This is a genomic window from Avibacterium sp. 20-126, from assembly GCF_044358625.1.
Classification (GTDB): Bacteria; Pseudomonadota; Gammaproteobacteria; order Enterobacterales; family Pasteurellaceae; genus Avibacterium.
Window position 1 is genome coordinate 2346910 of the sequence record NZ_CP091457.1, and the last position, 24606, is coordinate 2371515.

A 24606-nucleotide genomic window follows, 5' to 3' on the forward strand; every position below is an offset into this window, starting at 1 on the left:
TCTTCGTTCCTTCATCATTTTATGTGGGCGATGAAATTACCTGTTTTTTACCAAAATATCAATGATTTTCGGGTTTAATCTGATCCGCTGAAATTGCGCTGAGTTTCGCTAAATCAAGATCATTGTGTAATAGCTCAACCTGTGGCATCACTTTGTTAGCTTTGGCAGAGAAATCTTTAAATCGCTCAATTTTTCCCGCTAAACCTTGTTGCCCAGCAAAGGCGGTAACGGCGTGATTATAATGCCCGCTTACCGTTGCCAAGCTATTTCCCAATTTAGCAAGACGTTCTGCCACCAAGCACATTTGGTTATAAATATCCCCCGCCTTACCACTGATTTCTCGTGCTTCCGCATTACCTCGTTCAATCCGCCATAAATTTGCAACAGTGCGTAAAATCGGCATTAAGGTGGTGTGAGAAACTAAAATGACATTTTTTTCATAGGCATAATTAAACAAATTGCTATCCTGTTTCATTGCCTCAATGTAAGCTGGCTCAACCGCAATAAACATCAGCACAAAATTAGGGCTATGCACGCCAATTAAATTGCTGTAATCCTTGCGTGATAGCTCATCAATATGATTTTTGATCGCCTTGTGGTGTTCACGCAAAAATTGCTGTTGGCTTTGCTCATTGTCCGCACTGACCGCATTTTCATAGGCAACAAGGGACATTTTGCTATCAATAATTAAATGTTTGTTATCAGGTAAATACACCACAAAATCAGGATAATTCGATTTGCCTTCTGCATTGCGGAAATGATCTTGTGCTTTATAGTGATCATTTTCTACCAAGCCCGCTAATTGCAAGGCGCGTTCAAGCTGAATTTCCCCCCAATTGCCTAGCGTTTTCTTTTCCCCTTTTAAAGCAGAAGTGAGATTATTCGCCTCTTGCGACATCGTAAGTCCCACATCTAACACTTTTTTAATTTCACTTTCAAGGCTGGCATTGCCCTTTAAGGATTCCGAATGAATTTCATTTACGCGTTTTTGGAAACCTTCAATTTGCTCACGGAATGGCTTTAACAACGCATCAAGGCTGGCTTGATTGGTTTGATCGAACTTTTGGCTTTTTTCTTCCAAAATACGATTCGCCAAATTTTGAAATTCAACGCTAAGTTGCTGTTTTGTTTTAACAAAATCTTCCTGTTGTTGAGTAAAATGTTTTTCTTTTTCCGCTAACGTGGTTTTGAGTTCAGTAAATTGTTGTAAAAGTGCGGTGGATTTTTCGTTTAAATCGGCATACTCCTGCTGCTTGCTTTTTAATTCTGCACGACTTTGATTTAACTGATGTTGTAAGCTATGCACTTGTGCAGTGGCGATACCAAATTGCTCTTTAAGGCTTGTGATTTTCTCTGCAATATTTCCGTGGCGAGCTTGTTCTTCGTCCAATTCTTGTTGTAAATATTGGATTTTTTCATCACGTTCATTCAGTCGTGTTTGCAACCCTTCCGCGCGTGTTTGCGCTTTCACGCTGTCCTGCTCAAGCTGGTAACGCAGTTGCGACAAGGCTTCATACTTTTCCAATAACAGGTTAAAATCATTGACGTTTTTATTCAGTTCTTGGGCAAGTTGTTGCTTATCTCGTTGATATTTAGTGCTAATAAAAAACAGCACCAAGGATAAAATAAGCAATAGGACGGTTATCCCAAGCCATTGAGATTGTGTAAATTCGATCATTATTTTTCCTAAAAATTAACAAAATTTTCCCCGCGCTTTTTTCTTCGTTCAAATTAAGATCATCAATCAAACAAAGTGCGGTAGATTTTTCAGATGAAATCTTTACAGAACTATAATAAAGTATAATGCAATTTTTGTTTAATCAGCGGAAAAAATGTCAAAACAACCTCAACTTTATCTTGCCTCGCAAAGCCCTCGCCGTTTACAACTGTTACAACAGTTGGGGCTGGAAGTGGAAATCTTTAATGCGGATATTGATGAAACCCCAAATGCCGATGAACTGCCTGCGGATTATGTACGCAGAATGGCGCAAGAGAAAAATCACGCCGCACGCCAACAACTTGAAAAACGTGCTAATTTTGTACCGCACTTACCTATTTTATCCGCAGATACTAGCGTGGTTTGCGATGGGGAAATTTTAGGCAAGCCACAAGATGAAGCCCAAGCGGTACAAATGCTTAGCTTGCTTTCAGGTAAAACGCACCAAGTGCTAACTGCTGTGTGTGTCAGTTTGCCTAATCAAATCCATAGCCTTGTACAAACTAGCCAAGTTACCTTTAGCCCATTGACTAAGCAAGATATTTTGGCTTATATCGCCACTGGTGAGCCAATGGATAAAGCGGGGGCTTATGGGATTCAAGGGCTAGGTGGACTATTTATTTCGCGTATTGATGGCAGTTTTAGCGGTGTGATGGGGTTGCCCGTGTTTGAAACCGCCCAATTGCTTCGCCAAGTTGGGATAAGTTTATTCGCATCAAGTGAGAAATGTGATGAGTAAAAGCCTATTTCAAGCCAGCAAACACGACGAACATTGCCCACAATGTGGTTCGCTATTACAAATTAAAAAAGGCAAAAAAGGGTTATTTTTAGGTTGCAGTGCCTACCCACAATGCGATTTTATCAAGCCTTTACACCCCACTCACGAAACAAAAGTCTTGAAAGAATTAGACCAACATTGTCCAAAGTGCGGTCATTTTTTACAATTAAAACAAGGGCAATTTGGTATGTTCATCGGGTGTAGTGATTATCCGCAATGTGATTATATCGTTCACGAAGAGCTTGAACCCGAACAAGAGCATCTGCCTTGTCCTGCTTGTGGAAAGGGTAGCCTTGTGCCACGACGCGGACGCCAAGGCAAGGTGTTTTATGGCTGTAATCAGTTTCCAAAATGTAAATTTACCCTTGCCAGCCAACCCTATGCAGTGCCTTGTCCTCAATGTGGTTATCCGATAAGTACGCTGAAAAAAGAAGAAAAAACCGACCGCACTTTGCGTCGCATTTGGTTATGTGCCAACAAAGCGTGTCGTCATCAATTTGAAACAGACAATGAATAACGAACAGAATATCGCTCAACTCGTTGAGCTATTAAAACAAAATGAAGTCATCGCCTACCCCACTGAAGCGGTGTTTGGCTTGGGCTGTAATCCTCTCAGTGAAAGTGCGGTGCAAAAATTATTGCTTTTAAAACAGCGTCCTGTGGAAAAAGGGTTGATTTTAATCGCACCGCAGTTAGATTTTCTGCTGCCTTTTATTGATGAACGTAAGATTAATGAAACGCACTGGCAACGCTTGAATGCCCATTATGATCACCCAACCACGTGGGTGGTACCGGCAAAGCCAACAACACCGAAATTTCTCACGGGACAATTTTCTACCATTGCCGTTCGTATTAGCGATCACCCTGCGGTAAAACAGCTCTGCGAACAAGCGGGCTTTGCACTCACCTCCACCAGTGCCAATTTAACCGGATTACCGCCTTGTCGCACCTATCAAGCCGTGAAAGCCCAATTTGGTGAACACTTTCCTGTGTTAGAAATGGCGGTGGGAAACGCAACGAACCCTTCAGAAATACGCGATCTGTTTACACAACAACTTTTCCGTCAAGGTTAATAAGGATTTTTATGGATAAATATGCTGTTTGGGGAAATCCCATTGCTCAAAGCAAATCACCGCAAATTCACCAAATTTTTGCCCAACAAACTCAGCAAACATTAGACTATGTGGCAATGCTCGGTGATGAACAACACTTTGAACAACAACTCCTCGGCTTTTTTGCTGAAGGGGCAAAAGGTTGCAATATCACTGCCCCATTCAAAGAGCGCGCATTTCAATTGGCGGATCAACATAGTGAACGTTGTTTGCTCGCCACTGCCTGTAATACGCTGAAAAAATTACCCGACGGTACACTTTATGCTGACAACACAGACGGTGCAGGCTTGGTGAGCGATTTACAACGCTTAGGCTGGCTCAAACCGCAACAATCAGTACTCATTTTAGGCGCAGGTGGCGCAACCAAAGGCGTACTCTTCCCCCTATTACAAGCAAAACAAAATATTTTGCTGGCTAACCGCACCTTAGCTAAAGCAACGGAATTAGCGGAAAAATTCAACGCCTACGGCAATATTCAAGGTTGTACCCTTACTGATATTCCCGTGCAAAAATTTGATCTTATTATCAATGCCACTTCTTTAGGCTTACAAGGTCAAACCGTAGCCATTGCTCCAACCATTTTGCAACAAGCAGGTGCGGTGTATGATATGCAATACAGCAAAGGCGAAGACACGCCCTTTATTGCTCTTGCTAAACAGCAAGGTGTACAACATTATAGCGATGGCTTTGGAATGCTTGTTGGTCAAGCTGCCCACGCCTTTTATTTATGGCGAGGGGTAATGCCCGACATAACGCCCTTGCTAAAATGCCTTTAATCCGATTAAACCGAATAAAATACCTCGCTAAATAGGCGAGGTTTGTTTTTATGGCGGAAAGATAAAGAAAAGTGCGGTCATTTTTTATAAAATTTTTTGAATTTTTCTACTAGTTTTTTATTCGGCAATATGTTGCCATTTTTAGCACGATTATTTATCAATCCACCCAAATAAGTATATCAAACTAAAAACAAACAGATTTACAAAACAAAAAACTAGTTTAGTTCAAAAATAACGATATAAATATCCAATTTTGCGTATTTTTTGCTATTGACTAAAATTGATATTCCGCTATATTCCTAGCCTTTACATTTCTTTAACGTTTAATCAGGTGGTACTATGACACAGTCAGCAAAACGCGAAACCTTTTCAGGAAGCCGCGCATTTATTCTTGCTGCTATCGGTTCTGCTGTAGGGTTAGGAAACATTTGGCGTTTTCCTTATACTACATACGAAAACGGTGGTGGTGCATTCATCATTCCTTATCTTGTTGCCCTTTTAACTGCGGGTATTCCACTCTTATTCCTTGATTATGCTATTGGACATCGCCATCGTGGTGGTGCGCCGTTATCCTATCGTCGTTTTAACCGCCATTTTGAAACCTTTGGTTGGTGGCAAGTTATGGTGAATGTAATCATCGGGATTTACTATGCCGTAGTATTAGGTTGGGCAGCAAGCTATACCTATTTTTCCTTGAACGCGGCTTGGGGCGATCAACCTATTGACTTTTTCTTGCACGACTTTCTAAAAATGGGTGATATCTCCCAAGGGGTCAGCTTTGAATTTGTAGAGATAGTCGTCGGTCCATTAATTGCCGTTTGGCTTGTTGCCCTTGGTGTCTTAGCGCTTGGGGTGCAAAAAGGGATCGCAAAAACCTCATCAATTTTAATGCCTTTATTAGTGGTGATGTTTATTATTCTTGTTGTTTCCTCGCTATTTTTACCCGGTGCGGCAAAAGGATTAGATGCCCTCTTTACGCCAAATTGGTCAAAACTTTCTGACCCAAGTGTGTGGATTGCGGCCTATGGGCAAATCTTCTTCTCCCTATCAATCTGTTTCGGCATTATGATTACCTATGCCTCTTATTTGAAAAAAGAATCGGATCTAACCGGGAATGGGCTAGTTGTTGGCTTTGCAAACAGTAGTTTTGAACTATTAGCTGGAATTGGGGTATTTGCAGCGCTAGGCTTTATGGCAACCGCATCAGGACAAGAAGTGAGTGAAGTGGCGAAAGGGGGAATTGGTTTAGCCTTTTTTGCCTTCCCAACGATTATCAATAAAGCTCCATTTGGTGAAGTATTAGGGGTATTATTCTTTGCCTCCCTCACCTTTGCTGCATTAACCTCTTTCATTTCTGTTATTGAAGTGATTATTTCTGCTATCCAAGATAAATTGCGTATGCGCAGAGCAAAAGCAACTTTTATTGTTGGTCTGCCAATGATGGTGATTTCAGTGATCTTATTTGGCACAACAACAGGTTTACCAATGCTTGATGTGCTAGATAAATTTGTCAATTACTTTGGTATTGTTGCTGTTGCATTTGTTTCATTAGTCGCCATTGTAACAAATGAAAAATTAGGGCTTTTACAAAAACACTTAAATGCCACCTCTTCCTTTCAGGTTGGTTTTTTCTGGCGTTTATGTATTGTTTTAACCACAGGTATCTTAGCATTTATGCTATTAAGTGAAGGTGCAAAAGTCTTTACAAACGGCTACGAAGGCTACCCATCTTGGTTTGTGAATACCTTCGGTTGGGGAATGGCAGTTGCCCTTGTTGTCATTTCATTCCTTCTTTCACGATTAAAATGGAAAGATGAAGAATTATTCAATCTTAAAGAACACGGCAAAGGAGAACAATCAAATGAGCAATAGTGCAATTATTATGATGGTCATCGCTTTAGTCATCATTTGGGGAGGATTACTTTTCTCCATAAAAAGATTACCTAAAGAAAAATAAAAAATACGCATAAAAAAATAGCCACAAATAATGTGGCTATTTTTAACAATTATTTCACCTCAAACCTAAAATAGGTGCAATGAAAAAATTACGAACCTCAATTCACTCAGAGGAACAACAATTCCTTCGCCAATTATTTATTTCTCAACGAAAATCACTGGGGTTATCACAACGTGCCTTAGCAGAGCGTTTAGGCGTGATCTATTCTTTGATTGGGAAAATTGAGACAGGGGATCGCCGTCTTGATGTTATAGAATTTATGGATTACTGCTTTGCTTTGGAACTTGATCCTAATGCGGTATTGCAACAAATGAAAGCAAAATTTTATTTATAACTAAAGTGCGGTCGTTTTTTTGGCTTTTTTATCTTCCCACTATTTAGACTAAAAATAATGCAGGGTGTCTATACTATACTTTATTATTTTAATAATCAAACAATTATAAATAACCACACAAAAATTATACCTATTAAATCTATAGAATTTACCAATGAAATTTATTGATTTCTATCAATATTCCTTTCTTAATAATTGTTAATACTGTGCGAGATGTTTCCTAACTTACTATTCTATAAAGGAGAATCTTATGAAACCTCAATCGTGGTTATTTACATTTATTGGTGCAAGTGTCGCCACTTACCTAGGGACGGTGGCATATATCCACCATTTTGATAAACAAGAAACACAACGGCGTTTGCAAGAAAGTCAAACGACTGATCAACAGCAACGTGCCGTTGAAACAGTGTTATATAATAATGGCTGTCAATATTGCCATAGCAGCAACACTAATATGCCATTTTATGCTAAATTACCTATCGCTAGCAGTTTAATGGAAAAAGACATTCAACAAGGACAAGCTCATTTTTTGTTGGATAACATCACAGATTACCTCAATCAACCTCAACGCATTTCTGCCGCAGCGTTAGCTAAACTTGAAAGTGTCATTCAAAATAACGAAATGCCTATTCATTCTTTCAAAATAGTACATTGGGGATCCGGTTTAAATGAACAAGAGAAAACAACCTTGCTTGATTGGATTCATAAAGTTCGTCAAGAATACCAGCTTCCTGCAAATACCTCTGGCACATCAGCCGAACGCTTCGTACAACCTGTACCACAAAATGTGCCAGTTAATCCTGCCAAAGTTGATTTGGGTAATACCCTTTATCATAGTACCTCATTATCAGGTGACGGTACCATTGCTTGTGCCACTTGTCACGGTTTGAATACCGGCGGGGTGGATAATCTTGCCACTTCTACTGGAATTAAAGGGCAGAAAGGAGGAATTAATGCACCTACTGTCTATAACGCAGCTTTCAATGTTGTTCAATTCTGGGATGGGCGTGCTGCAAACTTAGCAGAACAAGCAGGAGGACCGCCTTTAAACCCCGTAGAAATGGGGGCAGAAAATTGGCAACAAATTGTTAATAATCTCAATAAAGATGAAGCACTCAAACAAGCTTTTGAAAAAATTTACCCTGAAGGCTTTAACGAAAAAACGATTACAGATGCCATTGCAGAATTTGAGAAAACCTTAATTACCCCAAATAGCCCTTTCGATCACTATTTACAAGGTGATGAAAGTGCCTTAACTGCAACACAGAAAAACGGTTATGCCTTATTCCACCAATATAAATGTGATACCTGTCATACTGGCATTAATTTAGGTGGTCAATCTTATGAACTGATGGGTGTGAGAGCAGATTATTTTGCTGACCGTAATAAACCATTAACAGAAGCCGATGACGGTCGCTTCGCACAAACAAAAAATCCTTATGATAAACACCGTTTTAAAGTACCAACATTACGTAATATTGCGCTTACTGCCCCTTATTTCCACGATGCAAACGCACAAGATTTAACCCAAGCTGTGGAAATGATGTTGAAATATCAACGTGGCGTAAGTTTGTCAAAAGAACAAGTTAGCGATATTGTTGATTTCTTATATAGCCTAACGGGAGAATACCAAGGCAAACCGTTAACAAACGATAATATGAAAAAATAATCTTCAGTTAAATAGCAAAATATAAAATGGGCAATCATTGCCCATTTTATAAAAAGAAACAAAACTTAAGAAATTCGTCCATTTGCAATCTCAATGACTTTATCACAAATAGCCATTGTAGAGGCTCGATGGCTCACCAGAATAATCAGTTTGTCTTTTTTGACGTTTAATAATGTGTGTAAAATCATCGCTTCATTTAAACTATCCAAATTACTTGTTGGCTCATCAAGCAAAATGATTGGCGCATTATGTAAAAAAGCTCGAGCAATACCGATACGTTGTTTTTCACCATCAGATAAACTGCTCCCAAGTTCTGAAACCTTTGTTTCATATCCCTGTGGTAACCCCATAATAAAATCATGAATCGCGGCTTTTTTTGCTGCATTAATGACCTCTTCTCGGCTTGCATTTCGCTTAGCAAGCAAAATATTTTCATAAATACTTTGGTTAAAAATGTAGGTTTGTTGTGTGATATAAGCAATATTATCACGCAATGCCTGAGTATTAAGTGCGGTCAGATTTTTTCCATTAATTTGAATTATGCCTTTTTGAGGATCATAAAACCTCATTATTAATTTTAGTAAGGTGCTTTTTCCACTTCCACTTCGTCCATGAATGCCTAAAATTTGTCCCTTATTTAAACTAAATTCAATATTTGATAATATCACTTCATTTTCATAACAAAATTCAATATTTTTTCCACTTAATTGTTCGATATTATTTAAATCTAGCCCTGTTTTTACTTCCTCTAAATAAGGCTGTTCTGACAATAATGTGAGAACACGTTCTCCACTTGCAAGTGTTTGTAATAAATTATTTGATAAATTACTTAATGCAATTACAGGTCCATAACTAGACATTAATAAAATAACTGCAATTAATAATTCACTAAAATCTATTTTATGAAGATACCAAAGCAATATTCCGACAAACAAAATAGTAAGATTAAATAAAGATACCGCGATATCAGTATAACAACGTACTTTAGCTTCTTGTTGTTTAATTTTAAAAAAAGCTTGATCAATAGCTTTACTTCGCTGATTTATTGCATTCAATCTTGTAGTAGCTTGGTTAAAAAGTTGAATTTCTTTCATTCCTTGCAAACTATCAAGAAAATAGTCGTTCATTTCCCCTACCAATTCTCGATATTGACGTCCTTCTTCTCTTGCCATTTTAGTGGTTAAAATTGGCAAGATAACACCGATGGTACAATAAGCTAAAAACGCTATTAGCATAAACCAAAAGGAAATATGCCAAAAAATAGACAATAATATACTTGATGTAATGAATGCTATCATAATAGGAGCGATAGTATGGGCATAAAAAACTTCGAGTAACTCAATATCGTTGGTAACAAGCGAAAGTAATTGACCCGATTGTTTATTTTGTAACTTAACAAAGGCTAATTTACGTAGCGCACTAAATACCTTATCTCTTAATAAAGCAAGTAATTTAAAAGCTATATAATGCCCCGACATTTGTTCCAAATAACGTAAAATACCTCGTGCCACGGCTAAAACTAAAAGTGCGGTAAGAATTTGGCTTAAATTTAAATAGGTACTGAACCCAATGAGATTTGCTAATCCCATTGCACCAAGCGCCATAATAAAAATTGCGGAAAGAAAACCAAGCACTCCCATAATAATCGTAAAACTCATAATATGCGCTAATGGTATGACCAATTTAACCAGATGCCACATTATAACAAACCCATTTTTATGCATTTTTATCTCCCTTTCTCACCGCTTCTAATTGTTTTTGTTGGCTAAACATTTGGTGGTACAAACCATTTTTTTCCATTAATTGTTGGTGCTGACCTTGTTCAACGATTTCCCCTTTTTGTAAAACATAAATATGATCCGCTTCTATCGCATTAGCTAAACGATGAGAAATCATAATAATCGTTTTTTTATCCTTTAATTTTTGAATTAGCTGTAAAATAATTTCTTCGCTTTCTATATCAATATTACTAGTCGCCTCATCAAAAATGTATAAATTAGCATTATGCAACAATGCTCTTGCTAGAGCTAATCGCTGAATTTGCCCACCAGATAAATTACTACCACGGCTTAATAATGGCATATCTAAACCACCTTGTTGTTTTACAAATTTATCAAGATTAACTTGTTGTAAATAGTGATAAATTTCTTCATCAGTTGCCTCTGGCTTTGCCATTTGCATATTTTCTCGTAATGACCCTTTAAAAATATAACTACTATGACTTACAAGGCTAATATGTTGATATAATGATGCACGTTTAAGATCAGCAGTATTTTGTTGATTAAATAAAATATCACCTGATTGTTGCGAATAAAATCCCATTAATAAAGACACTAAAGTAGATTTACCACATCCACTCTCACCAACAAAAACGGTTAATTTATTTGCAGGAATAATTAAATTTAATTTTTTAAATAGCTGTTTTTCATTATTATAAGAAAAATCAAGATTTTTGATTGAGATACTAATTGGATTTTTATCGTTAAAATCCACCGCACTTTGTAAACCTTCAACAGGAAGATCAAGTAAAGCGAAAATTTTATCTGATGCCGCTTTACCATTCATTGCTACGTGAAAAAACGATCCTAATAGGCGTAATGGAATAAAAAATTCTGATGAAAGTAAAATAAACAAAATAACACCAAATAGTGTCAAATTCCCTGCTTCAAATTGCAATAATGCAGTTAAAATTCCAATAGCTGCCCCGCCATAAGCGAGTAAATCCATAATAGAAACAGAATTAAGCTGCATTGTCAGGACTTTCATTGTGATTTTACGAAAATGCTCTGCTTCAAGCTCCATTTGCTTCGCTTTATATTCATCATCTTGATAAATTTTTAGGGTAATTAAACCTTGTAAATTGTCTAAAAAAGAACTACCTAATCCAACATAAATAGACCAATATTTATGTAATAAACGCTTAGCAATTTTATTCACAACAATAATAGAAAAGGGAATAAGAGGAACGCAGAGTAATAAAATGAATGAAGTAGAAAAATTAAGAAAAACTAAAATACTAAATAAAGTTAAAGGCGCAAGTAAGCTATAAAATAATTGTGGTAAATAACGTCCAAAATAAATTTCAAGCTGTTCTACCCCTTCAGATGCAACTTGGATAATAGAGGACGTTGATTGCTGATTAACTTGACTTAGTGGCATTGAAACCAGCTTTTGATAAATTAATGTTCTTAATTGATGTTTCACTTGTGTACTGGCTCGATAGGAAGCGTTTACTGCCATTTTCCCTGCTAATACACGCAAAATTAATGCCAATATTAAAATAACAAAAAAAAGTACCGCACTTGTTATTCCTAGCTTTTCTTGCCAAACCCATTGTAAACATAGGGCAAAAACGGTGGCACTAATTATTCCACCAACTAAGGCGACCCAATTCCATAGCACTGCTTTGGCAATCCATTTTTTACTTTCAGAAACGGTATTAATAAGCCTTTTATCAATCATCATAATATGAATATCCTAAAATTGTTATCTAGCTAAGCGCGATAAAGAAAAACGATTAAAAACGAACTTCAATTGATGCACTATAATTTCGCCCTGGTGCATAAAAACGTTCCAACCCTAATCCATCACGATCTACGGTATTCGTTGTACTATTTGCGTTGATCCCTCGCAAGGCATCCCAAGTTTGATAACGACGATTAAATAAATTATATATTCCGGCTCTTAAAGTGATATGTTGATTTATTTTATAATACCCAAATAAATCAAAAACATAGGCTGATTTATTCAAGTATTTATAGGTATCAATTGTTTGATAAAGTTCATCTTTTACGCACATATCTCTGTCATACCAATAATCATATTCCCAGCGTACACAACGCGTTTTATTTTCAAATACTTGAGCATCTTTTGCTTTTTTATTTGCTAAATAGGTTAAGCGACTGAATATTCCCCATTTTCCTTGCGGATGCTCATAATCTATACCAATAACCATTTTCATTGGCTGAATGGAAAGTAAGCTCGCATTATTAGATAAATGTCCTTTACTATATCCCAATGCACCAAATAGCGTTAATCCTTCAGGAGCAGGTAAAAGCTGTGCTAAATTTAATCTTCCTTTAATTTCAATACCATGAATTTTAGCTTTATCTACATTTACCATCTGTTGCATTTGTGATTGAAAAGTACGCCCATAAGCTGTTTCTTCAATAATACTTTCCTGCTCAAATAGAAAATTGCGATAGTGGTTTTGATAGAACATTACATCTAATAATCCTGCTTTCCCTTCACCTTTAGCAAAAAAGGTATGATTTAAACTTTTTTCTGCTTTTAAAGCAGGATTAGACTTCCATTTACCATAAGCATTAGTAAATGTGAAATAGCGTTCTGTGGCAGTGGGTAAACGGTAGCCTGTTGTAAGTAAATAGCCAAATGTCCAATTATCTGTAACTTGGGCATCAATCCCAGCTAAACCGCTCCAATTTGCAAAATGGCTTTTTTGAGGTGCGCCTTCTGCTAAACAAGCTGTGCTACAAGGTGCATTTAAACGTTGTGGGTTATACTTCGTATAATGATAACCAGCACCTAAATGTGCCATAATTTTCGGCGTCCATTGGTCAAAGGTTGGAAACCAAGTAACATCATCTTTTAATGCTAAACGATATTGCTTAGTTTTAATCGGATATTGAATAGTGTAGTGTGAATCTAAACCAAAGCGATTAGTATCATGATTAATATTTTCAAATTGACGTTCACTTGCAGCCATTTTTAGCCCTAGTATATGAGAGCCTAAAAAGCTTAAAGGCTCACTTTCAACATAGAAGGAAGCACGTTTAAATGTTGTTTTCATCCGTCTATCAAAAACTTCATCTAACTCTTTTTCGTCTGTTTGCCAATGCCGGCCTCCTTTATAATTTACCGCTGCAAGATCGGTTTTTTGATAATCGACATCAAATTTTGTAAATGCCAAATATTCAGACTGTGGCGTATAAAGATAATAAAGATTGACATTTAAACGTTTATTTTGATCATCTGCTTCACGCCATTGTCCGCCAAACAATGCATAGCTACGTTCATCAGTATAACGATGCCCTTGTTGCCCATTAATACCGATTCCAACTTTATGATGATCATTGAGTTGAATCCCTAATTTGGCAAGATAGCTATGATAACGATGAGTAGAAGGATCAGGATGTTGACTACTTGAAGATTGATCTATCTCGCCACGTCCATTACTTTTTAATTCGTGTCCCGTCCGTTGAGAATATAGTAAAAGGGCATCTACTTGCTGGCCAACATAACCTACTCCAAAGGTTCTTACCCATTCCTTATTTTTACTCGCATAACCTGTACGTAATAATGCGCCAAAACGATTCTCAGCTAAAACTAAATCTTGCGGTTCTAACGTTTGGTAATTAACCGTTCCACCTAATGCGCCACTACCAGAATGAAAACTATCAGCGCCTTTAACTATATCAATATTATTTATAAGTTCTGTATCAATGCTTAATCTTGAAGAATTAAAATTACCATATCTGGCATATAGTGTATTTTCTTCACTGTCGGGTAAATTCACCCCATCAATACTAATGCCAACGCGGTTACCTTCAACCCCACGCATAGAAAACCCTTTTATAAAACGACCATTATCAACAATGCCAACATCAGGGCTATAACGGATCAAATCTTTTGTATCGCGAATAAGTTCATTTTGAATAATTTTCTCTGTTTTCTTTTCTGTAGTTGGAATTTTATTAGTTGTGTTTTCTGTGGAAATAAGAATTTCATCAAGTGTTTCTTCAGCGTAGGAAAATGTAGTGCAGCCTAAACAAACGAGTAATACGGATAGTGCGGTCGTTTTTTTATCCATTTTTACCTCCCCTTTATCTAATTAATTTAAGGTTAGATTATAGGATAAAAACACATTATTTTAAATAAAAATAATTCTCATTTAAAATAAGGATAACAAAAAAGCCACTCACATTTTTTGTAAGTGGCTTTTTTTATTAGAAGGAATTAAATATCTAAGTTAGCTCGTAATGCATTAGATTCAATAAACTCACGACGAGGTTCAACTTCATCCCCCATTAAGGTAGTAAAGAGCTGATCGGCTGCCACGGCATCTTTAATGGTAACTTGCAACATTGTACGTGTTTCAGGATCCATTGTGGTTTCCCAAAGCTGCTCTGGATTCATTTCACCTAACCCTTTATAACGTTGTACCATTAAACCGCGACGCGATTCTTTTACTAACCATTCTACCGCTTGTTCAAACGTTGTTACTGGATATTGACGTTCACCGCGTGCGATATAAGCATCAGGCTCAAGTAAGCCGTTGAGCTGTGAACCCAATTTCACAATGCGGGCATAATCATTACCATTGATAAATTGGAAGCCAAATACATATTCTGTATCAATGCCGTGAGTACGCACGGTTAGCACAACTTCGTGTAAATGGCGTTCACTATTGAAATGCAGTTTATAGCTATAATGATTACCGCTGCTTTCTTTTTCCGTTAAGTTTTCAACCAAAGATTTTGCCCAAAATTCCACCGCACTTTCATTTTGCATTAAAGCGACGGTTAATTCAGGTTGATAAATCAAGGTTTTTAAAACACTTTCTGGATAATGGCGGCTTAAACGCGCAATCATTTTTTGCACGCTGTTATATTCAGACACCAATTTTTCTAATGCCACCCCACTCATTGCAGGGGTATCTTTCGTGGTATATAACGCTGCGCCATCTAAAGCAATATTTAATTCATATTGTGCCATTGCTTCATCATCTTTAATGTACTCTTCATTTTTACCTTTTTTCACTTTATAAAGTGGCGGTTGAGCAATATAAATATGACCACGTTCAATTAATTCTGGCATTTGACGATAGAAGAAAGTGAGCAATAAGGTGCTAATATGCGCACCGTCCACATCAGCATCAGTCATTATAATAATACTGTGATAACGCAATTTATCTGGATTATATTCATCACGCCCAATTCCACAGCCAAGCGCAGTAATTAATGTTCCCACTTCTTGGGAAGAAAGCATTTTATCAAAACGGGCTTTTTCTACATTTAGGATTTTCCCTTTTAATGGCAAAATTGCTTGATTTTTACGATTACGCCCTTGTTTTGCTGACCCTCCTGCAGAATCCCCCTCCACAAGGTAGAGTTCAGATAAAGCAGGATCACGTTCTTGGCAATCTGCTAACTTACCGGGTAACCCTGCAATATCCAATGCCCCTTTACGGCGTGTCATTTCACGGGCTTTGCGTGCGGCTTCGCGCGCGCGCGCTGCATCAATAATTTTACTTGCAATCATTTTGGCGTCATTTGGATTTTCTTCCAAATATTCTTGCAAGCGCTCATTCATGGCGGATTCCACCGCCCCTTTTACTTCGGAAGAAACCAATTTATCTTTAGTTTGTGAAGAGAATTTTGGATCAGGTACTTTCACTGAAATAATCGCGACTAGCCCTTCACGTGCGTCATCACCTGAGGTTTCCACTTTATCGTTCTTGCCTTTTTTATTCAGCCCTGATTTTTCCATATAAGCATTTAAGGTTCGCGTTAAAGCGGCACGGAAACCAGCTAAGTGAGTTCCTCCATCACGTTGTGGAATATTGTTGGTGAAGCAATGAATATTTTCCGATTGATAGCCTTCATTCCACTGCAAAGCAACTTCAACACCAATATCATCTTTTTCTGTGGAAAAATAAAATGGTTTTTGATGAATTGGATTTTTATTTTTGTTTAAATATTCCACAAAGGCTTGGATTCCGCCTTCATAATGAAAGTGATCCTGTTTATCATCACGTTCATCAATTAAACGAATGGATACCCCTGAATTTAAAAAAGAAAGCTCGCGCAAGCGTTTAGCTAAAATGTCATATTCAAATTCAATATTGGTGAAAATGCTTGGACTTGGCCAAAAACGCACCGTCGTTCCCGTTTGGCTAGTTTCACCAATAATGGTTAAAGGCGCTTGCGGATCACCTAAATGATAGAATTGTTCGTGAACATTGCCTTGACGGCGAATGGTGAGCTGTAATTTATCAGATAACGCATTAACTACGGACACACCCACACCATGCAATCCACCAGACACTTTATAAGAATTATCATCAAATTTTCCGCCTGCGTGCAATACTGTCATAATCACTTCTGCGGCCGATACCCCTTCTTCAGGGTGAATATCCACTGGAATACCACGACCATCATCTTGCACTGAAACAGAATTATCAGAATGAATAGTCACAATAATATCAGAACAATAGCCAGCCAATGCTTCATCAATGGCGTTATCTACAACTTCAAAAACCATATGATGTAACCCTGTTCCGTCATCGGTATCACCAATATACATACCGGGGCGTTTACGCACTGCATCAAGGCCTTTTAATACTTTGATACTACTTGCACCATAATTTTCTGGGACATTATTCGACATAACAATTCTCTGTTTTTATTGATAAAAAATTGGGCAGATTATAGCAAATTTTTAGGCTTTTGGCTAATTTCGCAAAAATCTCAGGCAGGTAAATAATAAATTGAAAAATAATGAAAAAAAGCACCGCACTTTAATTTGCGGGAAACCCCATTAGGCGGAGAACTTCCGCCTAGATGAGCATAAAACAAATAAAATGCAGTTAGGCATCAATTAAACGATAAAGTGCGGTGTCTTTTCTATCTAAATAATGCACAGATTGAATACGACGAATGGTACGTGAACGGCCACGAATCAGTAAGGTTTCTGTTGTCGCTAAATTACCGCGGCGATGAATGCCTTTAAGCAAATCACCATTAGTAATACCTGTGGCAGAAAAAACAAGATTATCATCACGCACTAACTCTTCTAATTTCAGCACTTGATTCACTTCAATGCCCATTTCTTGGCAACGGCGAATTTCATCTGCCGCAATGGATTGATTTTCTGGTGAACTGCCTTTTACTTGATGACGAGGAATTAAACGTGCTTGCATTTCTCCCCCTAAGGCACGAATAGCTGCCGCAGCCACCACGCCTTCAGGTGCGCCGCCAATGCCATACAGCATATCTGCACCACCATCAGGCAAACAGCATAAAATTGATGCGGCAACATCACCATCTGGAATCGCCAAGACTTTCACTCCAAGTAGCTGCATTTTTTTAATGACTTCAGTGTGGCGCGGTTTATCTAGGGTAATCACCGTTAATTGAGAAAGTAATTTTCCCATTTTTGATGCCACACGGCGCAAGTTTTGTTCCAATGGTAAGTTTAAATCAATCATTCCTTTTGCTTCAGGACCTACGACCAATTTTTCCATATACATATCAGGCGCTCGTAAAAAGGTCTCTTTTCCCCCTGCGGCTAACACAGAAAGTGCATTTGGTTGCCCCATTGCTGTCATTCTTGTCCCTTCAATAGGATCAACAGCAATAGAAACCTCTTCGCCGGTTCCTGTACCAATTTTCTCACCAATATAGAGCATCGGCGCTTCATCAATTTCACCTTCGCCAATCACCACTTCACCACGCATTTCAATTTGATTTAACATCAATCGCATTGCTTGCACAGCAGCATCATCGGCGGCATTTTTATCCCCACGCCCCAACCAAGCAAAACCAGCAAGCGCAGCAGCTTCGGTAACTCGAGAAAATTCAATGGCTAATGCTCTATTCATTTTTTGATCCTTTGGTAGTTTAAAAATCGGCGTATTCTATCATTTCTGCAAACGATTGCGTTATAAAAAGATAAATTTTTTTGCGAAATCAATAAACTCAGGTAGAATAAGCATACATCTATGTTCATTAACCATTTTTTTAAAAGGAATCCACTATGTCGTTAGAAATTTTAGACCAACTTGAAACAAAAATTAAACAAGCCGTTGAAACGATTGAATTACTTCAATTAGAAGTTGAAGAATTAAAAGAAAAAAATAATCAAGCACAACAACAAAACGAAACATTACGCAATGAAAATGAGCAACTCAAGAGCGAACATGAAAACTGGCAAGAACGTTTGCGTTCTTTGTTAGGTCGTATTGATAACGTTTAATTTTATTAATAAAAATAGAGGCTTAGGTGATTATCTAAGCCTCTATTTTTTAGGAGTAAAAATGAATAATAAAGTATGCTTAATTAGCGGTAGTACATTAGGTGGCGCAGAATATGTCGCAGAACATCTACAACAAGTACTAGAAACACAACAAATTTGTACCGCACTTTTTCACGGGCCTCATTTTGCCGAGGTGGCCAATGAATCCCTTTGGCTTATTGTAACCTCAACTCATGGAGCGGGAGAATTACCCGATAATTTGAAACCATTATTTGATGAAATTAAGCTACGAAAGCCAGATTTATCCCATTTGCGCTTTGCGGTGATCGGGTTAGGAAATTCCGATTATGATACTTTCTGTAATGCGGTAAACATTGTACAAGACCATTTAACCGAACAAAGCGCGCAACAAATTTGTGATCCTTTAACAATTGATGTTCTTGCTGTGGACGATCAAGAACAGTATGCCGAAGATTGGATCCCGACTTTTTTATCTCATCTTTAACCTTAGATCTGATGATCATTTCATCAGATCGCTTTCTTGTTTTTTATGATCTCTTTAAATTTCATCTGTGGATAACTAAGAAGAAACTTGTCTAAATATTGTATTTACTCTGTAAATAAAAATATCTTAACGATTATCTGTGGATAACTTTTGCTTTTACTCACAAGATATACAGCAAGATCAAGTGGTGATCTAAACAGCTTTAAAAAGGATCTAACTCATTTATTTTTAAATGAATTTTACCCTTATTCACAAAGATCAGCGATCCTAATAATTATCATAATAAGATCTTTATATATAAAAAGAGATCTTATATTTATAAGCAACGATCATTTTTCTTGATCCTTTGATCTTGTAAACAAAATTCACGGGATCTTCAATCTTCGATTTAAGCAATGATCAATTTGATGTAGAATACGCGGTTACTTTTATGAAGATCAAATTTATCACGCAATTAAGGTTATTATGTTTTATACGGAAAATTATGATGTGATTGTTATTGGTGGTGGACACGCAGGAACTGAAGCAGCGCTTGCACCAGCACGAATGGGATTAAAAACCTTATTATTAACCCACAATGTGGATACATTAGGGCAAATGTCTTGTAACCCTGCCATTGGTGGTATTGGTAAAGGCCATTTAGTAAAAGAAATTGATGCAATGGGAGGCTTGATGGCAACGGCTGCGGATCAAGCCGGTATTCAATTTCGTACGTTAAATAGCAGCAAAGGCCCCGCGGTACGTGCTACTCGTGCGCAAGCGGATCGCGTGTTGTATCGCCAAGCAGTTAGGATCGCACTTGAAAACCAACCAAATTTAGATATTTTCCAACAAGAGGTTACGGATATTTTGATCGAACAGGATCGTGTATCTGGTGTAGAAACCAAAATGGGATTAAAATTTCGAGCTAAATCCGTGATCTTAACTGCGGGAACATTTTTATCGGGTAAGATCCACATTGGAATGGAAAATTATGCAGGCGGTCGTGCTGGGGATCCGGCTTCAGTGAGTTTAGCTCATCGCTTGCGTGATCTTAACTTACGCGTAGATCGTTTAAAAACAGGTACACCACCGCGTATTGATGCGAGGACAATTAATTTTGATGTACTCGCAAAACAATATGGCGATGAAAAATTACCTGTTTTTTCCTTTATGGGATCGGTGGATCAACACCCTCGCCAAATTCCTTGCTATATCACCCATACAAATGAACAAACGCATGAATTGATCCGGAATAATTTAGATCGTAGCCCAATGTATGCAGGCGTGATCGAAGGCATTGGCCCACGTTATTGTCCTTCTATTGAAGATAAGGTGATGCGTTTTGCTGAACGTAATTCTCACCAAATTTATCTTGAGCCTGAAGGTTTGACTTCAAATGAAGTTTATCCAAACGGCATTTCAACCAGTTTGCCATTTGATGTGCAAATGGGCATTGTGAATTCAATGAAAGGGCTGGAAAATGCGCGTATTATCAAACCGGGTTATGCCATTGAATATGATTATTTTGATCCACGTGATTTAAAACCGACCCTAGAAACAAAAGCCATTAACGGGTTATTTTTTGCCGGACAAATTAACGGTACCACAGGTTATGAAGAAGCTGCTGCACAGGGCTTATTAGCGGGCATCAATGCGGGACTTTATGTTCAGGGCAAAGACAGTTGGTATCCACATCGTGATCAGGCTTATATTGGTGTGTTAGTTGATGATCTTTGTACCTTAGGAACAAAAGAGCCTTATCGAGTGTTCACTTCTCGTGCAGAATACCGTTTATTGTTACGTGAAGACAATGCCGATATTCGCTTAACCCCAACGGCGCATAAACTTGGCTTAATTGATGAAAAGCGTTGGGCGCGTTTTAATCAAAAAATGGAAAATATTGAATTAGAGCGCCAGCGTTTACGTAGTATTTGGTTGCACCCTCGTTCTGAACATTTAGCACAAGCGAATGCATTGCTCAATAGTCCATTAAGCCGTGAAGCAAGTGGTGAAGATTTATTACGTCGCCCTGAAGTGAATTATCAATCTCTTACGCAATTAACCCCTTTTGCCCCTGCGATTGAAGATAAAGAAGCCGCTGAACAAGTAGAAATTGCGATTAAATATCAAGGCTATATTGAGCATCAGCAAGAAGAAATCGCACGTCAAAAACGTTATGAAAATACAGAAATTCCCGATAATTTTGATTATGATGCGGTATCTGGATTATCCAATGAAGTGCGGTCAAAATTAATCCAACATCGTCCTACTTCTATTGGACAAGCAAGCCGTATTTCAGGGGTAACTCCTGCGGCAATTTCTATTTTATTGGTGAACCTGAAAAAACAAGGTATGTTAAAGCGTGGTGAATAATGGCTAACATTGAACAACTTAAAGAAAAATTAAATTTTCTGCTAAAAAACACCGCACTTTCTGTGAGCGATCAGCAAAAAGCGCAACTAGTTAAGCTCGTGGCTTTGCTAGATAAATGGAATAAGGCTTACAATCTCACTTCTGTGCGAGATCCGCAAGATATGCTCGTCAAGCATATTATGGATAGCCTTGTTGTCAGTCCTTACTTACAAGGTGAACGTTTTATTGATGTAGGAACAGGCCCCGGTTTACCCGGTTTACCCTTAGCCATTATCAACCCAGATAAAACCTTTGTGTTGTTAGATAGCTTAGGCAAACGCATTAGTTTTATTCGTAATGCGGTGCGAGAGCTAGGCATTACCAATGTTACGCCCGTATTGAGTCGAGTGGAAGAATATCAGCCTGAGGTACTTTTTGATGGCGTATTAAGTCGCGCGTTTGCCTCGCTTAAAGATATGACGGATTGGTGTATTCATTTACTCAATCAACAAGGCATTTTTTATGCTTTGAAAGGTATTTATCAACTTCAAGAAGCATCAGCGTTAAGCCCATCAATTCAGGTTAATAAGATCGTACCTTTAGCCGTACCTGAATTAGTAGGGGAACGGCATTTGGTTTTACTAACAAAGAAAGCGTGATCGGGATAACAAAAACCGTAATAACCTCTGACAGAATATTTAGCATTGCTGTGCTTTTTTGTCAGCTTAGCTATTGCATAAAATCGTGGGAATTGTATAATTTATTTCGATTTTATAAGATGATTTTTTATAAGTAATCAATACGATGTCAAAAATTCTACAACAAACAAGAAAACAATATTATCGTATTTTAGTCATTGAAGGATTACTCATTAGTTTGCTCACGTTGAGTGCTTTTTTATTACTTACTGATGCACAGTTTTTATCCTTATTTGCTGGAATGATATGTGCATTTGTTCCGCAACTTTGCTTTTTGTGGATAATGTTTAGTAAAAACAAAAAAGACTTATCGCAACAAGTAAAACGTTTATACCAAAGTGAAGGGATCAAATTTGGCATAACGGTGATTTTATTTTCAATTTGTTTATTGAACTTAAACCCTATATTGCCCTTGCCATTATTTTCTGGCTACTTCGGCGTTATTATTGCCAATAATTTGCTTCCGTTGCTTTTTAGTCATCACACTACAATAAATTCATAGGAAAACATATGTCAGCGGAAGGTTCATCTCAAACATCGATTGAATATATCCAACACCATTTAACTTATCTTTCATCGGGAGAAGGTTTTTGGTCATTTAATCTTGATTCTCTTCTTTTCTCAATTGTTACTGGAATTATTTTCTTGTATTTATTCCGTCGTGTGGCAAAAAAAGCAACAACCGGAGTTCCAAGTAAGTTACAAGCCGCAGTAGAAATTTTAGTTGAGTGGGTTAATGGTGTGGTAAAAGAAAATTTCCATGGAAGTAGAGATTTTGTTGCACCTTTAGCACTTACTATTTTCGTCTGGGTATTTATTATGAATACCATTGATTTATTGCCAGTAGATTACTTACCACAAATTGCTGCAATGCTTTCAGGTGATCATCATATCCCATTGCGTGCGGTGCCTACTACGGATATGAACATTACTTTTGCGCTAGCATTGGGTGTTTTTTGCTTAATTTTATATTACACAGTGAAATCAAAAGGTTTTTCTGGATTAGTCAAAGAATATACGATGCACCCATTTAATCATTGGGCATTTATTCCAGTCAATTTTGTTCTTGAAACAGTAACATTAATTTCTAAACCTGTTTCTTTGGCATTACGTTTATTCGGTAATATGTATGCAGGGGAATTAATTTTTATTCTTATTGCCGTAATGTATTCAGCTAATATGTTTGTAGCGAGTTTGGGAATTCCATTACATCTTGCGTGGGCTATTTTTCATATTTTAGTTGTTACATTACAAGCCTTTATCTTTATGATGTTAACGGTTGTTTATTTAAGCATTGCTTATAATAAATCAGACGCACATTAATTTCTTTTAACTTTAACGGGCTCAGCCCATTTTTAATCAAACGGAGAAAACTATGGAAACTGTAATTAGTGCAACAATCATTGCTTCTGCAATTATGTTTGCTTTTGCTGCATTGGGAACGGCAATTGGCTTTGGTATTCTTGGTGGTAAATACCTAGAATCAGCTGCTCGCCAACCTGAATTAGCTAACTCATTGCTTACAAAAATGTTTATTGTTGCTGGTTTACTTGATGCTATCGCAATGATTGCTGTAGGTATTGGTTTATATTTTGCATTTGCAAATCCATTTGCTTCATTATTAGGCGCATAACGGATAATTCTTTACTAGATAAAGGGTTAATAACTAATAAGTTAGGAGGACCGTTGTGAATATTAACGCAACATTAATCGGGCAAACTATCGCCTTTGTGCTTTTCGTATTATTTTGTATGAAATACGTTTGGCCCCCGATTATTAAGGCGATTGAAGAACGTCAAAGCCAAATCGCAAATGCGTTAAGCTCGGCAGAAGTAGCAAAAAAAGAACAGGCTGATGTAAAAGTTTTGATTGAACAAGAAATGAATCAAGCAAAACTTCAAGCTCAAGAAATTGTGGATTTAGCGAATAAACGCCGTAATGAAATTCTTGAAGAAGTAAAAGCAGAAGCTGAAGCATTGAAAGCAAAAATTATTGAACAAGGTCATGCTGAAATTGAATCAGAGCGTAAACGTGTTCAAGAAGAATTACGTGCAAAAGTTGCTTCTTTAGCCGTTGCTGGTGCTGAGAAAATTGTGGGTCGTACAGTTGATAAAGCGGCAAACAATGACATTATTGATAAATTAGTTGCAGAATTATAGGAAGGTTGGGCTTATGTCAGAATTAACTACCATAGCTCGCCCTTATGCAAAAGCAGCATTTGATTTTGCCGTTGAACAGCAAGCGCAAAATAAAAGTGCGGTAGAAAAATGGACAGAAATGTTAAGTTTTGTTTCTCAAGTGGTTGAAAATAAAGAGATGCAAAATTTTCTTACTAGCGATTTATCTGCCAATAGCGTTGCTGATACGGTGATTTCAATTTGTGGCGACCAACTTGATCAATATGGGCAAAATTTGATTCGGTTAATGGCTGAAAATAAGCGTTTAACTGTACTTCCTGCAGTATTTGCACAGTTCCAACATTATGTCAGAGAACATCAAGCCATTGCAGAAGTGAATGTTGTCTCAGCTCAACCATTAAGTAAAGAGCAACAAGATAAAATTGCTGTAGCAATGGAAAAGAAACTTGCTCGTAAAGTTAAATTAAATTGCAGCATTGATAGTACCCTGATTGCAGGTGTAATTATTCGTACCGATGATTTTGTCATTGACGGAAGTAGCCGAGGTCAATTGGCTCGTCTAGCAAATGAGTTGCAATTATAAGAGGAATAA

23 protein-coding genes are annotated in these 24606 nt (G+C 37.5%); 17 read left to right on the forward strand and 6 right to left on the reverse strand.

All coding sequences use genetic code 11. The features are described 5' to 3' along the window. Positions 1-58 precede the first annotated feature (58 nt). Positions 59-1678, reverse strand: coding sequence for a DNA recombination protein RmuC (rmuC, locus tag L4F91_RS11145; RefSeq protein ID WP_395896508.1), 1620 nt, complete (start codon positions 1676-1678; stop codon positions 59-61). A gap of 154 nt (positions 1679-1832) precedes the next feature. Between rmuC and L4F91_RS11150 the strand changes: the two genes are divergently transcribed. From L4F91_RS11150 to L4F91_RS11185, 8 genes are all read left to right on the forward strand, one after another. Next, on the forward strand, positions 1833-2456 hold the full coding sequence (locus L4F91_RS11150) for a Maf family protein (protein WP_395896510.1): 624 nt from the start codon (positions 1833-1835) through the stop codon (positions 2454-2456). After that, the gene (locus L4F91_RS11155) at positions 2449-3012 is read left to right on the forward strand and encodes a topoisomerase DNA-binding C4 zinc finger domain-containing protein (protein ID WP_395896512.1); all 564 of its coding nucleotides are present in this window, start codon (positions 2449-2451) and stop codon (positions 3010-3012) included. The genes L4F91_RS11150 and L4F91_RS11155 overlap by 8 nt, the downstream gene beginning before the upstream one ends. Then, positions 3005-3568, forward strand: coding sequence for a Sua5/YciO/YrdC/YwlC family protein (locus tag L4F91_RS11160; RefSeq protein WP_395896514.1), 564 nt, complete (start codon positions 3005-3007; stop codon positions 3566-3568). Before L4F91_RS11155 ends, L4F91_RS11160 begins: the two co-directional genes overlap by 8 nt. 11 nt (positions 3569-3579) lie before the next feature. Then, positions 3580-4383, forward strand: a complete 804-nt coding sequence (gene aroE / locus L4F91_RS11165; RefSeq protein WP_395896516.1) for a shikimate dehydrogenase — start codon at positions 3580-3582, stop codon at positions 4381-4383. 339 nt (positions 4384-4722) lie between these two features. After that, a complete protein-coding gene (locus L4F91_RS11170; protein WP_395896518.1) occupies positions 4723-6255 on the forward strand; it encodes a sodium-dependent transporter in 1533 nt (510 codons plus the stop codon). Beyond that, the gene (locus L4F91_RS11175; protein ID WP_265756063.1) at positions 6245-6340 is read left to right on the forward strand and encodes a methionine/alanine import family NSS transporter small subunit; all 96 of its coding nucleotides are present in this window, start codon (positions 6245-6247) and stop codon (positions 6338-6340) included. Before L4F91_RS11170 ends, L4F91_RS11175 begins: the two co-directional genes overlap by 11 nt. Before the next feature lie 79 nt (positions 6341-6419). Then, positions 6420-6674 (forward strand): helix-turn-helix domain-containing protein, encoded by a 255-nt coding sequence (locus L4F91_RS11180; RefSeq protein WP_395896520.1) that lies wholly within the window; start codon positions 6420-6422, stop codon positions 6672-6674. 250 nt (positions 6675-6924) lie between these two features. Next, positions 6925-8343, forward strand: a complete 1419-nt coding sequence (locus tag L4F91_RS11185; protein ID WP_395896522.1) for a cytochrome-c peroxidase — start codon at positions 6925-6927, stop codon at positions 8341-8343. A gap of 65 nt (positions 8344-8408) precedes the next feature. Here the strand turns inward: L4F91_RS11185 and L4F91_RS11190 are convergent, their stop codons facing one another. The 5 genes from L4F91_RS11190 to glpX form a co-directional block, all read right to left on the reverse strand. Then, complete coding sequence (locus L4F91_RS11190; protein WP_395896524.1) at positions 8409-10067, reverse strand: amino acid ABC transporter ATP-binding/permease protein; 1659 nt, start codon at positions 10065-10067, stop codon at positions 8409-8411. Then, the gene (locus L4F91_RS11195; protein ID WP_395896526.1) at positions 10060-11808 is read right to left on the reverse strand and encodes an ABC transporter ATP-binding protein/permease; all 1749 of its coding nucleotides are present in this window, start codon (positions 11806-11808) and stop codon (positions 10060-10062) included. The genes L4F91_RS11190 and L4F91_RS11195 overlap by 8 nt, the downstream gene beginning before the upstream one ends. Before the next feature lie 52 nt (positions 11809-11860). Next, positions 11861-14173, reverse strand: a complete 2313-nt coding sequence (locus tag L4F91_RS11200; RefSeq protein ID WP_395896528.1) for a TonB-dependent hemoglobin/transferrin/lactoferrin family receptor — start codon at positions 14171-14173, stop codon at positions 11861-11863. A gap of 146 nt (positions 14174-14319) precedes the next feature. Next, positions 14320-16752: a DNA topoisomerase (ATP-hydrolyzing) subunit B gene (gene gyrB, locus L4F91_RS11205; protein ID WP_395896530.1), complete on the reverse strand. Its 2433-nt coding sequence runs from the start codon at positions 16750-16752 to the stop codon at positions 14320-14322. 199 nt (positions 16753-16951) lie between these two features. Further along, positions 16952-17965 carry a class II fructose-bisphosphatase gene (glpX, locus tag L4F91_RS11210; protein WP_250363810.1) on the reverse strand — a complete coding sequence of 338 codons (1014 nt, stop codon included), beginning with the start codon at positions 17963-17965 and terminating at the stop codon, positions 16952-16954. A 155-nt stretch (positions 17966-18120) separates the two neighbouring features. Here glpX and L4F91_RS11215 point away from each other — a divergent pair, with 155 nt between their 5' ends. The 9 genes from L4F91_RS11215 to atpH all read left to right on the forward strand — a co-directional run bounded on the left by L4F91_RS11215 (position 18121) and on the right by atpH (position 24597). Continuing rightward, positions 18121-18339 (forward strand): cell division protein ZapB, encoded by a 219-nt coding sequence (locus tag L4F91_RS11215; RefSeq protein ID WP_250351246.1) that lies wholly within the window; start codon positions 18121-18123, stop codon positions 18337-18339. Between the two features lie 61 nt (positions 18340-18400). Then, positions 18401-18844, forward strand: a complete 444-nt coding sequence (mioC, locus tag L4F91_RS11220) for an FMN-binding protein MioC (RefSeq protein WP_395896533.1) — start codon at positions 18401-18403, stop codon at positions 18842-18844. A gap of 465 nt (positions 18845-19309) precedes the next feature. Then, the gene (gene mnmG, locus L4F91_RS11225) at positions 19310-21199 is read left to right on the forward strand and encodes a tRNA uridine-5-carboxymethylaminomethyl(34) synthesis enzyme MnmG (protein ID WP_395896535.1); all 1890 of its coding nucleotides are present in this window, start codon (positions 19310-19312) and stop codon (positions 21197-21199) included. Further along, positions 21199-21837 carry a 16S rRNA (guanine(527)-N(7))-methyltransferase RsmG gene (gene rsmG / locus L4F91_RS11230; RefSeq protein ID WP_395896537.1) on the forward strand — a complete coding sequence of 213 codons (639 nt, stop codon included), beginning with the start codon at positions 21199-21201 and terminating at the stop codon, positions 21835-21837. The genes mnmG and rsmG overlap by 1 nt, the downstream gene beginning before the upstream one ends. A gap of 145 nt (positions 21838-21982) precedes the next feature. Further along, positions 21983-22378 carry an ATP synthase subunit I gene (locus tag L4F91_RS11235; protein WP_265762471.1) on the forward strand — a complete coding sequence of 132 codons (396 nt, stop codon included), beginning with the start codon at positions 21983-21985 and terminating at the stop codon, positions 22376-22378. Positions 22379-22386: 8 nt separating this feature from the next. Continuing rightward, positions 22387-23199, forward strand: a complete 813-nt coding sequence (atpB, locus tag L4F91_RS11240; RefSeq protein ID WP_250351241.1) for a F0F1 ATP synthase subunit A — start codon at positions 22387-22389, stop codon at positions 23197-23199. A 52-nt stretch (positions 23200-23251) separates the two neighbouring features. Further along, on the forward strand, positions 23252-23509 hold the full coding sequence (gene atpE / locus L4F91_RS11245) for a F0F1 ATP synthase subunit C (RefSeq protein WP_250351240.1): 258 nt from the start codon (positions 23252-23254) through the stop codon (positions 23507-23509). Between the two features lie 55 nt (positions 23510-23564). Beyond that, positions 23565-24035 carry a F0F1 ATP synthase subunit B gene (atpF, locus tag L4F91_RS11250; protein ID WP_395896540.1) on the forward strand — a complete coding sequence of 157 codons (471 nt, stop codon included), beginning with the start codon at positions 23565-23567 and terminating at the stop codon, positions 24033-24035. Positions 24036-24048: 13 nt separating this feature from the next. Continuing rightward, positions 24049-24597, forward strand: coding sequence for a F0F1 ATP synthase subunit delta (gene atpH, locus L4F91_RS11255; protein WP_395896542.1), 549 nt, complete (start codon positions 24049-24051; stop codon positions 24595-24597). Positions 24598-24606 lie beyond the last annotated feature (9 nt).